A 14,340-nucleotide genomic window follows, 5' to 3' on the forward strand; every position below is an offset into this window, starting at 1 on the left:
TGGCGCAAATTACGTGCCAAAGCGAGGGAAGTCATCTGGGAAATGCGGGTTAAAAGTGCTGCGGTGAATTGAGACGCGGGGTCAGAGTCAATATCGAACAACCATTCTGACAAACCGATATCGCGGAACATCCAGCGTTTAAGACCATGACGGGGACTGGCCAGATGCATCGTGGGTGTGCCAACTGCAAGGGCGATAATACAGGAATGCGGTTCCATCGAGACGACGGTGATGGCCTGGGCATAAACCGAGGCGGCTTCGTCGACATTCCAGAAGGGATCGCGGTTCACAACATAAGGTTGTACGTCTGCGGGCAGTTTGTCCAGAATCATAGTTTTGGCGTGCATGATTTCTTTATCGACTTCAGGAGCCAATAGCACTTTCTTTCCGGTCTTGCGGACCCAGTCAGTGATCAGCTCGCGCAATTTTGCTGTCCAGAGTTCATTCTGTGCCAAGTCTGCTTTGCTGGGCTTGGTCGGGTTCATCACAGTGCCCTTCTTCGCCCCGACTTTGGGAGTGTTGCTGCGCAGAGTTACGGTGATGAATTCTTTGGACTTTAAATCGTGTGCTTTGAGCCAGGCATTGGCCTGTTCGTCATCGCGGACATCGATCCCAAAACAACCGTCGGGGCCGAACGCGAGGGACGGCGAAGTGACGCCGATTTTACGGAGGTAATAAAACGATTCCACGTCGCGCGTGTAGATGGCTGCCGCGCGGGACAGAAACTCACTCATTATTGCTTCCTGCTCCGGTGCGAAGCCGTCGAACGATTGCCCATACAGGCAGAACGGTTTGTTCGTCGCGGTACAGGCTTCGATGATATAGATTGGCGGTTTCCAGAATTGATTGAAGTGCATGCCGGAGTTGTAGAGAAAGAGATCGCTTTCATCGAAAGCTTTCTGGAATTCAGGATTGTTGGCTTTGCCACGTGCGTTAAGTCTGCCTTGCACGATCTGCACGTTGGGAAAACGTTTCCGGAGCATGGCAGTGATTTCATTTGTAGTTTTATGCAACCAGAGATGGATTTTGACGTCGGGTAGGTACGTTTCCAGATAACGGAGCGTGCCGGGCGTGTGTCCGATGTCGCCAATGTTGATGGTCTGCCAGCCAGAGCGGATTAGAGTGGTCTTTTGTCGGGGTTCCGCTGCCTGCGAGGTGGTGAGTGAGAGTAGAGATAGAAATATAAGCAGAGCGAGAAAGAAACAACAATGAATTCTACTAAAGTTCGGCACAGGTGAGGTTCCTCGGGGCGGGTGAAATTAGAAAATAAATATCTGACTTTATGAAAGCGACAGATGAAAATGAGTAGCAACATAAAAAGTGAAACGATCAATCGAGACCATATTTTTTGAGTTTGCTGTAATAAGTACTGCGTGGCATGCCCAGCATGCGGGCCGCCTGCGCCTTGTTGCCCGCACATTCCGCGAGCGCTGATTTCAACTGCTCAGGCTCTGAAAGTTGATCATCATACTGGTTTTCGCTGCCGGGAAAGCTGATGACTTCGACATCTGATAAAGGCAGCCGACGGACCGTTTCTGAAGGAATCGACTTGGTTTCGATCACACGAGTCGGCAGGCGTTTTTTCCCTTCGAGTAGATCAGCGGGCAGGTCTTTGAGTGTGATCGCTTCTTCTTCCGTGAGAACAACAGCTCGTTCGATCACATTTTCCAACTGCCTGATATTTCCAGGCCAGGGAGCACGTTCGAGAACCTCGATCGCATCGGCGTCAATATGAGTTATGCGTTTGCCAAGACGCTGTGCAGTCCGCTTGAGAAAGTAAAACGCCAGTTCAAAAATATCTTCACGCCGTTCGCGCAAGGGAGGCAGAGTAATGCTGATGACATTCAGGCGATAGTATAAATCTTCTCGAAATAGACCGTCGGTAATTTGCTTTTCCAGGTTCTGGTGAGTGGCTGTAATCAGGCGGACATCAACATGTAATGTTTCCGAGCCGCCGACTCGTTCGAACGCCCGTTCCTGTAATACCCGCAGAAGTTTGACTTGGGTATCGAGAGAAATATCACCGATTTCATCGAGAAACAAAGAGCCCCCATTGGCCATTTCAAAACGACCGATTCGATCTTCATGTGCACCCGTAAAAGCGCCCTTCTTATGACCGAACAGCTCGCTTTCCAGCAGACCAGGAGAGAGGGCAGCACAGTTGACACGCACCAGCGGCTTTTCGCGTCGATCGCTGTTTTCATGCACGGCCTGAGCCAGCAGTTCTTTTCCGGTTCCACTTTCGCCTCGAATAAATACAGTCGATTCCGAGTTCGCAACTTTGCGGACTGTTTCCATGACCGAGCGAATCGCCGGGCTGTTACCTTTGATCAGGCCCCGTTGTAACTCGTGCGGAGCCGCACTCTCGGCAATATCCTGTGAATTAATCAGTTCCGCCTGCAAGATGGAGACGAGCCGACGTTGGTCATCAATCTTTTCGACTTTGATTCTCATTTCTTCATTGAGACGCCTGAGGTCCTGATGAATTTTCGTGCTATGCAGGGCAATGCTGGTGATTTGCCCCATGGCATTCAAAAAAGTGAGATCTTCAGCAGAATACGGACTGCCCGATGATCGCTGACCGAGAGCAACAAATCCGGCAAACTCTCCATCCAGTTCCAGGTTGTAAATAAAGTCAAATCCCACCTGTCGTAGTAAGTGCTGCGCAGGTGAAGCTTCTTTTAAAAGTCCCGTAGCGATGCGTTGAAATGCCAACTCACCTTCCAGGACTTCCAGTAGTTCGGGATTGCAAGGGACCGTTGAGGGGGCGTTTTCGATTTGAAAACCGGTCAGTAATTCAAACTGATTTCGGTCCGGGTTGAGTAAATAAATGGCGGCACTCTTCACTTGCAGCACCTCACGGCAAGATGTCAGCATACGGTCGGCGATAGAACGTTGATCACCCAAACGCCCTACAGCGCGGTTCATGCGTTTTAATGCTTTATCGAGTTGATACTTCTGACGGAAGAATCGCCGATCGATCAAACGTTGAATTCGATCACGCGACCATAACAAGAGTGAGATAGCAAGTAACATCACGAGAAATACAGACACCGCCTGAGTGGAACTAGGCGCCCGGTTTAATTGTGTTCCCAAAAGTGACCCGAGAGAAATCACTGTGGCGTACACAATTGAAATACCGGCACTCACTACATAAAACAACATTCCCCTACTGATAATCTGTTCGATCAGCATGAGACGATAACGAATGATTCCCACGACAAATGCGGCCATAAAAGAGACACTGGCCAGAAACATCGGAATGCCCGCACCACCCAAGGCAAACTGAGCACGGTCAAATTCTGCAAGGTAAAGTGAATAGCCCACGGGGATCGTCGAAATCAAGCCGGCGAGAGCGATCCATTTCAACTGGTTTCGTTCAAAGGCATTCTGGCTTTTGAAATAACCGTAAAAGAGTGCCGCCAGAGTGGCGAGATAATAGAGTCCGGCGACGCTGATATATGCATAGACTGCCCAGCGCAGGACATAAACGACCTGAAATACCAGTGGCGGATATTCCTGCAGAGCTAATGCTTTCTCATCGACTTCAATATGAGATGTCCATCGCAAGTAAGTTAGACAGATAAGCATCAAGAGAGTTGTTGCGACAGGGATTGAATAAACAGTGCGGAGCAATCCGACAGGATATTGTGCCAGCCAGGGAATCACACGCGGATAAGTGATAAAAAAGTGAAGTGTGATTGCAGGGATGAGCACCGCTGCGACGACGAAGGGGATGTTGAGAGCGAGAGAGCCGGCAATAATCCACCAGTTATAACCACCAATAAAAGCGACGAGAGTGATGGTCCCCATCATAAAGAAAATACGTGTGGTACGGTCAAAAGGACGCATCCAGTAAGCAAATGCGGCGATGGCCAGAATGATAAGTTCCAGCGAAAACCAGAGCAGCGAGATCGCAACACTACCGGAGGGAATTGATTGAATTTTAATCCAGGCAGACTTGGGTAATTTCGTATTACTAACCGGATCGACGCTCAAATACTCAATTTTAATAAACCGACCACTGTTCTGAATTTCCACCATAGAGGGGACATCATGCTCAGCAGGATCCGAGTTTGGTTGCAATTGTCCCCCGGGAGGGAGATCCATATTTCTCAGGATAATGAGAGTCTGCGAATAATCGAGAAACGTTCGAATTGGAAATTCACCAATTTTGGTGAGGATATCTCCCGATTTTGGGGCAGGGATCGGCCCCGTTTTAATAATACCAGGAGTTGCTTTGATTTCGATACCGGCGGGAAGGGAGAGGCTGGGTTCGGATTCAACACTGTCCAACATCGCGCGCAGACGGAGATCGGGACTAGTAGTTACAAATCCCAGGACAATCACACTATAAACGATTGCCAGGATACCACTGCTAAAGATAACAGCTCGATTAAAGATCCCCTGATTTTTCATCGTTGGCATTCCAAACAGATACGAAAACTAGTTAAGAGATAAAAGTTTTTACATGTGTCGAACGAACTAATCAGCGCCGAAAGGTCGGCGCTGAATCGTCAACAGCTTCTTAATAGAACATTTCGGCGCCGAACTTTCAAGCTAAAGTGTCGAAATAGGATCAAATGACATTAGAATCCAGGTAAAATACGAGGAAGACAGAAAAGACAAAGGCACAATATCGAATTCAAATACCAAAAATACAGATATTTTATATTTGGACCAAGTATTCGGAAAAATGGCACAACTAATGCAGTATATCCATTTTAGAAAGTTGATAAGCAATCAGGAAACGGAGTTTGCAGGTTCTTTAGGAACCACTGATTGTCATCAGCTTTCTGACCCAGCCTGGCCCTTAAGAAGGAATTTGGTTTGGACGGACATTATCCAGATGGTCCCCCTGATTTGCGTGTTCTGACCCAGCCTGCTCATCAGTTTCTGTGAAGTGCATAAAATAAACTTTTCCGTCTACAATTCACCGCCTTCTTAAGGGCTTTCTTTATGCGCCGATTTCTGCTCCTGTAATACAAGTCAAATCCTCATTCTCCGGCAACTGCATAGATCTCTTATTTGAGGTGCCCATAAAACAGATTTGTATCGTATTCGAATGCGATGGTCCCCTTCGATTCATTGACTTCAAAAATTTCGCGCAGGCGTTTCATAATTTGCCCGTAGCGCGGATCTTCTTGATGGGGACTATAAGAGGAGGAGAGCAGTCGCCCTTTCAAGGCAGGAAAATCAAACGTCTGACTATTGGGAATACTGTAAGTCCGAATCGGATGGGGATCGAAAAACTCGGCAAAGTCAGCCGGCGAAATATTCGTATGGTTGATTTCCTGATAATCAGTAGCGAATTCGAGAAGCATTTCTTCATAAGCAACCAGAAAGGGAGTGCTCTCAGTTTTTCTCTCATTCCAGATCAGAACTACCCAGCCTTGAGGTCTGAGAATCCGTTGAAATTCGGTTTTGGTCAGACCGCGATCAAACCAATGGAAGGCCTGGCCGGCAATAATGAAATCGATGGAATTCGCCGTTAAATGCGTCTCTTCCGCTGTGGCATTAATACTGTGAAAGTGGGGGATGTCTTTAAAAAAACTTTCTGCCGCCCCTCGCATTTCGGCATTGGGCTCCACGGCATAGACGTCGTTTTGATTGTCAAGGAACATCCGGGATAGGATACCGGTACCCGATCCGATATCTGCGATCAATGAATCAGCAGTCAATCCGCATACGGTTTTTAAATGCTCCAAAACCTGGGGAGGGTAACTGGGACGGTATTTGATGTAATTATCAACACGATCCGAGAAGCGGGACGTTGGGTTCTTCATCACATCTCCTTAAATTCTGGAAAGGAACCAGACGAGAATGATTATACCGCATCCATGCTCGGTATCTCAATCAGACTGACTTATTTATTCGAGAATCAGAGACTCGTGGAACGCACTTTTTTGATTTCAGGTGGCTCTTTATCGAATGCCCAGTAATGCATGCCATGATGATTTTTTGACAGCAGCCATTTTCTCTCAGCAGCGGCAGAGTCCTGCTTAATCAATGAGAAAAGATCACTTAATACAGCACGGTTACTGCCGTAATAAGAGTGACTCATAAAGCTGGTATCGACGGCAGAAACATCGATGGTTTCGATGCCTTCCATAATAAGGGGTTCGCGGGAATCACCGGCCCTCCGTTCCTGGTTGACTGCCTTTGATGCCACCAACGCGACATCTCCTGAACCAGAATAGAGAGTCACACGATTCGACTGCGCAATTATGGCCGGGGCCAGTTCTTTAAATTCGGAAACACCTACATCGGGGGCGGCTAAGATAACGTTTTGGAATGGCTTTGCATCGGCAAAGTGTTCCGGCAAACGATTCAAAGCTCGCATCACAACCCGATTGCCCATGCTATGTACCATGATATTGATTTTTGTTCCCTGCGGCACTGAGTTCACTAACGATTCTATAAAACGGGCCATCGGTTCCACGCTCGCGTCCGCGACCTGTCCATCAAGGAGATATTTATCTACGCCTCCCTGTGATGGCCAACTGTAAGAAATGATCGCACCATTGAAAGGTAGTTCGTTGGCGATTTGTGCAGCGCGGGTGATGGCACTGGGAAAGTTGACGTTAAATCCATGAACGAACAACAGCACATCTTTTTGAGGCGAACGTTCTAACAGACTGTTTAAATCACCAAAAAATAGCGTTTCTTCTTTAGGCGTTATTGAGCTGAGTTTGACTTGCCCCTCCGGTCCTGGTGCTCCCTGCCAGATCGTTTGTATGACTTTGGTTTTTAAATCACTGCGATTTTTACGCGAAATTTGGATCTGTCCCGATCCGTAAGCCAGCGTATTGCCATATTCATTTGCGTAGCCGATTTTTCCTGAGGGATGAGTTTTCTGCAATCGATTCGTGGCATACAGAATTTTCCACTTTGTAAATTCATCAGACTGCTCAGCTGCGATGGGGTCCTTGAGAGAATCAGAATACGTTTCTACCAGTTGTTGAGACAACTCCCCCGTTACTTTCCCTGTATAAATCAGATCCATTTTGGATTTCATTGTCTGACAGGAGAAGCAGAAACAGGCGCAAAGACAGAACAACGCCGCCGGGCGTAACATGGTGGGGTACATTTCGGAGGTCTCCGAAGGGATAGGATTCGATGAGAGAGGCAGGAAGCATAGCTTTTTTTAAAAAACGTGTGAACCCCAATTTATGTGATCGATTGAGCACTTGTTGTTGTAGGGAATCAGAAAGGAAGCTGTGGATCTGAAAGCGCAAATGCGAGATTCGTTCCATTAAACAGGGCGTGTGTGAATACAACCGAAGCGTAACTGCGCCGATAATAAAAAAGTGTTCCCAGAATGAAGGCTAACGGAAATAAGGGAATACAATCAGGAAATCCATGTACGAGGCTGAAAACCAGCGAACTGATAAAGATTGCAGCGAACGGAGGCAGAACCTCTTCCAGCCAGCTTTGGAAAATGACTCGATAGACGAGCTCTTCAATGAGAGGAGCCACGACGACAGCAGAAATAAAAATCCAGATGACCGTTGAAAAATGGGGGTGTGCTTTTAACAGGATAAACAAGGGGTGCAGTGTCTCTTCTGATCGCAAACCTCGTGTTACAAACAGGAGAATCACGACGGGGATCAGCGCCAGGAGAAAACCAACAAAGCCATCGCGAAGCTGGCCCATTTTCTCATTCAGGCGAAATCCTGATTGATGCACAAATTTCGAGTTTGAGAGTACCAGACTGGTAATTAAAATCACGCCTAAAGAAAACGAAGTGAGACAGGAAACCATGACATCATTCAGTGACACGGGTTTAGTAAGGACCGTGATTTCCTGCCACTGTATCCAGAGTTTTTCCAAAGAAGTCATCATGCGCAGGGTAATCCAAAGGAGGACCAGGATGACAGGCAATGACATTTCTATAGGACAGCGATCGGCATGGAAGGGAAAAACAGCCGTCCCACTTTTTGCTTTGAAAATCCTGAACCAGTATCGCGTACTGAGAACTGCCAGTAGCAGGAGCGAGAGTTCCAGGGATAATAGAACCAGATTCAATTTAAACTACTCCCATTTCGACTATTTTGGAGATGCCAGAAAGATAAAAAGACCATCGTCGTAACCAGAATCCAGAATTACAAGTCGAATTCACATCGGTTTTACTGACTCTGTGGTACTTCGCGTCTCTGGAAGTTATGCTACTCAGAAGGAAATGGAGTCTTTCAACCTCAGATAAGGTATGTAATAAGCGTTGTGGGCAATATTCTTGAAGAAATAATCACACTTAAACGGACAGAAGTCAGCAAGGCAAAAGAAGCGAGACCTTTTGAGGTGTTGGCAGAGCAATTGCATGCCGCGCCTCCCGTACGAGATTTTGTGAACTCTTTAACAACTCATGGTCCGGTAGGCATGATCGCTGAAGTCAAAAAGGCTTCCCCCTCTGCAGGGCTCATTCGTGAAGACTTCCAGCCGGTAGAGATTGCACAGATTTATGAAACATCGGGAGCAGCCTGCATCAGTGTGTTGACCGACGAACATTATTTTCAAGGACATTTGAACTACTTGAAAAAAGTCCGCAACGCTGTCTCGATTCCGGTTTTGAGAAAAGATTTCATTATTGATCGCTATCAGATTCTGGAAGCCCGCGTTACCGGTGCAGATTGTGTGCTCCTGATCGCAGAATGTCTGGATGAATGCGAACTGGAACGGCTCTACGCCTATGCGCTTGAGTTAGGGATGTCGGCTTTAATAGAAATTTATGAACCGAAGAATTTGAAACGCGTCTTAAAACTATCTCCCCCCATGTTGGGAATTAATAATCGTAATCTGAAAACTTTTGTAACAACACTCGATCACTCGATTCAATTGAGTTCGAAAATTCCTGCGGATTGTTTGCTGATCAGTGAAAGTGGAATCAGGAATCGACAGGATGTACTTCGTCTGCAAAATGCGGGAGTGCGGGGAATCCTGGTAGGAGAAACGCTCATGCGGGCTCCCAATATTAGTGAAAAAGTAAAGGAATTGCTTGAGGGCAACGTCTAAGAACTCTTCGTGTTCATCTTCAAAATTAACCTGTCAGCAGAGTAGAGAAGGATCAGCCATGTCAGATACGGAACAACAAGTGGAACACGTAATGGTCGTTCCCACGCTTCTTTTTCATGAAGTAGGCTATTTTCAAGGGTTTAATGATCAGGTTGAACCTTATCTGAAAACGTTGTTTGATCCGAATTATATCAGTTTCAGGCCTCGTGATACTGTTGAAGAAGACCCCAGCTTCAAGCAATTGATTCCCTATTGTATTTTTCGACATGAGGGCAAGATCTTCTACTATACTCGCGGTTCTAAAGGGGGAGAGCAACGGCTCCATAGTAAACGTTCGATCGGTATTGGCGGACATATCTCTTCAGAAGATGAAGCCAAAGCAGGATCTACCTATCGAGAAGGAATGCAACGCGAAATCGATGAAGAAGTTACAATGGAAACTAACTATACAGAACACTGTGTAGGGCTGATCAATGATGACGAAACTGAGGTCGGAAAGGTCCACTTGGGAATAGTTCATGTTTTTGACCTAGAGTTGCCCAAAGTTCTACCCCGTGAAGAGTCGATCATAGAGACAGGGTTTGACTCACCGGAAAAACTGTTACAAGAGTTAGAACAGTTTGAAACATGGTCGCAGATCTGCCTCAAAGGATTATTTGAGCTATCTTAACACAACTCGGCAAAAACTGCCGCTTGATACCATGAATCCGAATTTTTGATGAATTGATTCACGACAAAGCCGCATTTAGCATAGCAGCAGTCTGCTCATAAAAGGATTAAGAGCAGGTAGTCGTCGACAAATGTTTCTACAAGAGAATCGAAGTGACAAAGGAGTGTCTTCAAAATGAAAATCACATTTCGCGGATGGATCGTTATTAGCTGTTTTATGCTCGTATTGTCGGCGATGGCAATTCTGGGAGCAGGAGTTCATGCTCAGCAAGCAGCTTCCACAAAACCCGTCATTACTTCCGACGCTAAAAAAACGGGACAAATTTCCGAAGAGCAATTAGGAAATCTGTTGAAAGCAATGGGTCTCACAACGACCAAAAAGAAAAAACGCTTTGACTTTCAGTTCAAAGCCAATCAAAACAAGGAAGAGTGGGAACTTTCCATGTCTGCCGTTCTGAGTGAGAACGGTGAATGGGTCTGGGTAATGGCGTGGCTCGACCCACTTCCCCGCAGTGCCGCTGATGTTCCACGGACAGCCATGTTGCGCTTGCTGTCAGATAACGACCGCATGGGAAATGGCAAGTTTTTCGCTTACGTTTCCAGCAATCGTCGATTTGTCCTGCAGCGAGTCATTCCCAATCAGGATATGTCTACGAAAAGGTTTCATGCCATTCTCAGCGATTTGGGAAGTAGCGTTGTTCAATTTTATCCTCATTGGTCAACCGATAACTGGAAACGTTCAACAACGCCTGCACCACAGCAATCTGCACAAAATAAGCCTGCAGCTCCAACACGAACGGCGTCAGGTGTTTCTAACTTCAGCACTAAGAAGCAGAATTAGTTTTTAAGTGACACAGAATCTGAATACGATTCCATTTTGAAGACGAGATCACAATCCTTGTTACCTGTCAGGTAGCAAGGATTGTTTTTGTTTCAGACAAGATTTCTTTGTCTGATGTGCCTGCTTGATTGCGCTGTCTTCAACCTGCTAAACTCATTGCTCAAAGATACCACCGAAAGTGAAAGAACTATCCATGCGTGCGATTCGCTTTGAGCAATTTGGAGAACCGGCAGAAGTTCTTAAACTCTGTGAGATTGAAGAACCTGTTGCCAGGCACGGAGAAGTTCTCGTTCGTATGCAGGCCAGTCCCGTTAACCCTTCTGATTTATTGAATATTCGAGGAAACTATGCCAAAAGGCCCGACCTTCCGGCAACTCCCGGATTTGAAGGAGTGGGCATCGTAGAGTCGAGCGGAGGTGGCTGGCACGGTGCCTTCCTGAAAGGACGGCGGGTGATTGTCTTAAATCGCCATACAGGCAACTGGGCTGAAAAAGTGGCAATATCCAACCAGTTTGTGATTCCAGTTTCTTCAAAACTGACACTGGATGAATCTGCGACGTTTTTTGTGAATCCGGCGACTGCTTATATTCTTGTGAGACAGATCTTGCGGATACCGAAGAATCAATGGCTGTTGCAGACAGCAGCAGCTTCTGCTGTCGGAAAAATGGTCATTCGACTAGGGAACTACTATGGGTTTCATACGTTGAATGTCGTCCGTCGACATGATCAGGTTGAGCATTTAAAAAAAATGGGTGCCAGGCATGTGATTGTGTTTAACGTGAAACATGACAATGAACGTATCCTGATAGATCAAATTCGTAAAATTCTTGGTAATGCTCGTCCTCAATATGCCATTGATCCCGTCGGAGGGCAGACGGCATCTTCCATCGTTAAATTAATGGGTGAGCGAGCGAAATTAATTCTCTATGGATCTCTAGATAATGCACCGCTTGACTTTCTGGCGCGAGAATTGATCAGAAATGGCGGGAGTATTGAAGGATTCTGGTTGGCTCATCAGGTGGAAGCATTATCATTAACAGCAAAAATTAATCTGGTATTGATTCTGACAAAATTAATTCGAAAAGGGGTGTTACAGACAGAAATTGGAGCCTGGTTTCCCCTGGACCAGATAGCGCAGGCTGTCACCGAGGCTGAAAAAACGGGAAAAAAAGGAAAGGTCTTGCTTTCCATACAGTAGGAGCGCTGAATGGATTAAATAAACCTGTTGACAGAGCAAACGGCACAGTTCCGTTTCAAACATAGCTTGCATAGCTTGAGAACATGGTTCTTGAAAGATGGTTTTTATTCCGAATGTTCAACGATCTCTTTTTATTGATATTCTGCTTTGAGCTGACTCTGTATCTGATCTTATGGCTGACAGTCTATCAGAATCCTGTCAAAACCAATCTAGATACGGCATTCCTATTATTTAAATCGTCGCTGCCTTTGACGACAGTTCTTTTTTCAGGTGTTGCTCTGTTAGCGGCTTCTGCAGGCTCGACTCACCTGGATTCCATTCAGCACTATCTAAGTAAATTCAACCAGGAAAACAGTTCATTATTGAGCCATTCGATTCCAGCTTTGGGTATTGTTCTGATCGTGGCAGGTATTGCTTTTCGAATGGGAACGATTCCCGTCAATTTCAATTACAGAGTTCTAGTGAAACCGATGCCTTTTTGGCTGTCGATTTTATTCACTCTGCTTTCAGTCTGTGCAGGATCGGCACTTTTAGTTCTGTTTGTGAATAAAATTGCGGTGAATGAATTCGCGTATATAGAACAGGTTTTATTTTTCATTGCTTTAGTTATTTTGGCTACCACTGCCGGACTCTTGCTGATTGAGAAAGAACTAAAAGTCATACTGATTTTATTCATCATGCAGATCACTGGGGTATTCTTTGCGCAGCTTTCTGTCACGTGTTGGAAATGGCGACATGATTTCTTTGGAGAAGATTCGATGTCCATTCTGGATATGATGAACGAATTCTCTCCGATGTGCTTGTTTTCATTCCTGGCAGTGATGGGAATAGCCTGTCTGCTAGACAGCTTGAGCAGTCATCAGTCTGCGATCATGTATCAGGAACAGCTACAAGGATTGATCGGCGATCAGCGATTATTAGGCACTGCGGCTCTTGTATTGCTGGCCATTCTAATGGGATTTCCGGGCCTGTCTGCTTTTCAATTGAAGTGGCAGACGACACTGGCACTTTTTGAGATTCACCAGGAACATGCAATGACAGCGATTGCAACCATACATAGGGGATACCTTGGGTTAGCTATCTTGATGCTGGTTTCTTCCACCATCGTAGCCTTCGTCTGTGCAAAACTGATGATACAGATTAGTTTTGCAAAACCCCTTGCACGCAATCGTGTTATAGAGCAGAAAAAAATGGCCTTCTTTTGCTATTGTTGCGTGATCGTCTCGTTGATATTCAATCTGAGAATGATGGTGAAGCTTTAGAGGCTAGCTGAATCTGTAAGGCAAGATCAAGAAACTTTTTTATCGTCCGTACAGACTTTGTAGATAAAAACATGACCGCAGTGAGGACAATCTACAGAACAGCCAAGTCGCTTCGATTGATATTCTAAAGAGGTAAGCTGACGAGACTCATTTATCCCGTATTTAGGTGTGATTTTTTTATCACAAGCCGGGCAGATTACATCTGATTCATTTTGGGGCATTTAAATTCTTTCCGAATTCATAGGACATTATCAAAACCGTAACCCGCAATGTAGTTTGGCACAGTTTAAAGTCATAACGAATAAGGTGCTTTAAATCTAATAATCAATTTTAGCAGGTAAAGCCCTCCAGTTTGTAAAGTTAATTTTCTATTGAGGATCAGTTCTTCAATTCGAATGAAGAGCGGATCTCAAATACTAGAAAATACAGAGGGGCGGCAGTTCCATGCAGACAACCCCGTCCATCTCCATCTCTGTCCCTGAACGGGCTAGACGAAACTGCCGCCACCTGTATCATTTAGTATCGGACATCAAATAACTTAGATCACAAAATAACTCAGATCACAGCTAAAAATTCTAAAATAAGGGTATGACAACTGTTTGGCACACCTTATGAATTTATCAAAAAGAAATTTCGAATCAAATGGCCTTTAATATTTAATTTGAGTTGAAGTGATATGCGATTCAAAAGTACGTCATTTTTGACCACCGAATTTTATAGGACTCGATAGCCACTTAATGATTTAATCGAGATGCTGGAATGATTTGTCAGACCGGGTTAAGCTAAATGAAGTTTATTGTCCAGATATTCATGTTTAAAAATGAAGGTGTACTGTGAGAGTTGTCACTTTTGGTGAGGTTATGTTAAGGCTGGCTCCTCAAAATCATTTGAGATTGAGGCAATCCATTCCAGGGCATCTTGAATCGACGTTCGGAGGGGGTGAGCTCAATGTCGCCGTTTCGATTGCCTGCCAGGGAGGTCATTCCGCTTTCGCGACGGCATCGCCGGATAATGCAATCACGGATTCGCTTGTTCAAGAAATGCGAAAAACAGGCGTGGATACAAGCTTAATCTATCGGAGCCAGCAAGGGCGATTTGGGATTTATTTCGTTGAAACCGGAGCCAATCAACGAGGAGGGACTGTAACCTATGATCGTGGGTTCAGTTCTATTGCACTGGCATCTACTGAATTATTTGACTGGGATCAGATCTTTCAGGGAGCGACTTGGTTTCATATTACAGGAATCACTCCCGCGATTAGTGAATCGGCAGCAGAATTAACTTGCAGGGCCCTCCAGGAGGCACGCCAGCGCAATGTGACTGTCTCCTGCGATTTGAATTTTAGAAAAAAACTTTGG

General features: G+C 45.6%; 11 protein-coding genes. 6 read left to right on the forward strand and 5 right to left on the reverse strand.

What is annotated here, in order from left to right:
- From Q0668_RS22190 to Q0668_RS22210, 5 genes are all read right to left on the reverse strand, one after another.
- Positions 1-1,232 (reverse strand): polysaccharide pyruvyl transferase family protein (locus Q0668_RS22190; RefSeq protein WP_298868694.1); only part of this gene is annotated, 1,232 nt, incomplete at its 3' end.
- Positions 1,233-1,329: 97 nt separating this feature from the next.
- On the reverse strand, positions 1,330-4,419 hold the full coding sequence (locus tag Q0668_RS22195) for a sigma 54-interacting transcriptional regulator (RefSeq protein ID WP_298868696.1): 3,090 nt from the start codon (positions 4,417-4,419) through the stop codon (positions 1,330-1,332).
- A 605-nt stretch (positions 4,420-5,024) separates the two neighbouring features.
- Positions 5,025-5,786, reverse strand: a complete 762-nt coding sequence (locus tag Q0668_RS22200; RefSeq protein ID WP_298868698.1) for a class I SAM-dependent methyltransferase — start codon at positions 5,784-5,786, stop codon at positions 5,025-5,027.
- Between the two features lie 95 nt (positions 5,787-5,881).
- The gene (locus tag Q0668_RS22205) at positions 5,882-7,006 is read right to left on the reverse strand and encodes an alpha/beta hydrolase (protein ID WP_298868701.1); all 1,125 of its coding nucleotides are present in this window, start codon (positions 7,004-7,006) and stop codon (positions 5,882-5,884) included.
- A 200-nt stretch (positions 7,007-7,206) separates the two neighbouring features.
- On the reverse strand, positions 7,207-8,028 hold the full coding sequence (locus Q0668_RS22210; protein ID WP_298868703.1) for a CPBP family intramembrane glutamic endopeptidase: 822 nt from the start codon (positions 8,026-8,028) through the stop codon (positions 7,207-7,209).
- 195 nt (positions 8,029-8,223) lie between these two features.
- On the opposite strand from Q0668_RS22210, the gene trpC reads away from it, so the two are divergent.
- The 6 genes from trpC to Q0668_RS22240 all read left to right on the forward strand — a co-directional run.
- A complete protein-coding gene (gene trpC, locus Q0668_RS22215) occupies positions 8,224-9,012 on the forward strand; it encodes an indole-3-glycerol phosphate synthase TrpC (RefSeq protein WP_298868705.1) in 789 nt (262 codons plus the stop codon).
- A gap of 58 nt (positions 9,013-9,070) precedes the next feature.
- The gene (locus Q0668_RS22220; RefSeq protein WP_298868707.1) at positions 9,071-9,682 is read left to right on the forward strand and encodes a phosphoesterase; all 612 of its coding nucleotides are present in this window, start codon (positions 9,071-9,073) and stop codon (positions 9,680-9,682) included.
- Positions 9,683-9,856: 174 nt separating this feature from the next.
- Positions 9,857-10,522 (forward strand): type III secretion system chaperone, encoded by a 666-nt coding sequence (locus Q0668_RS22225; protein ID WP_298868709.1) that lies wholly within the window; start codon positions 9,857-9,859, stop codon positions 10,520-10,522.
- A 193-nt stretch (positions 10,523-10,715) separates the two neighbouring features.
- Entirely contained in the window at positions 10,716-11,720 is a 1,005-nt protein-coding gene (locus tag Q0668_RS22230) for a zinc-dependent alcohol dehydrogenase family protein (protein ID WP_298868711.1), read from the forward strand.
- A gap of 113 nt (positions 11,721-11,833) precedes the next feature.
- Complete coding sequence (locus Q0668_RS22235) at positions 11,834-12,982, forward strand: hypothetical protein (protein ID WP_298868713.1); 1,149 nt, start codon at positions 11,834-11,836, stop codon at positions 12,980-12,982.
- Positions 12,983-13,815: 833 nt separating this feature from the next.
- Positions 13,816-14,340, forward strand: a 525-nt coding sequence (locus Q0668_RS22240) for a sugar kinase (RefSeq protein ID WP_298868715.1), incomplete at its 3' end; no start/stop codon positions are given.

The organism is uncultured Gimesia sp. (genome assembly GCF_937910335.1).
Taxonomy (GTDB): Bacteria; Planctomycetota; Planctomycetia; order Planctomycetales; family Planctomycetaceae; genus Gimesia.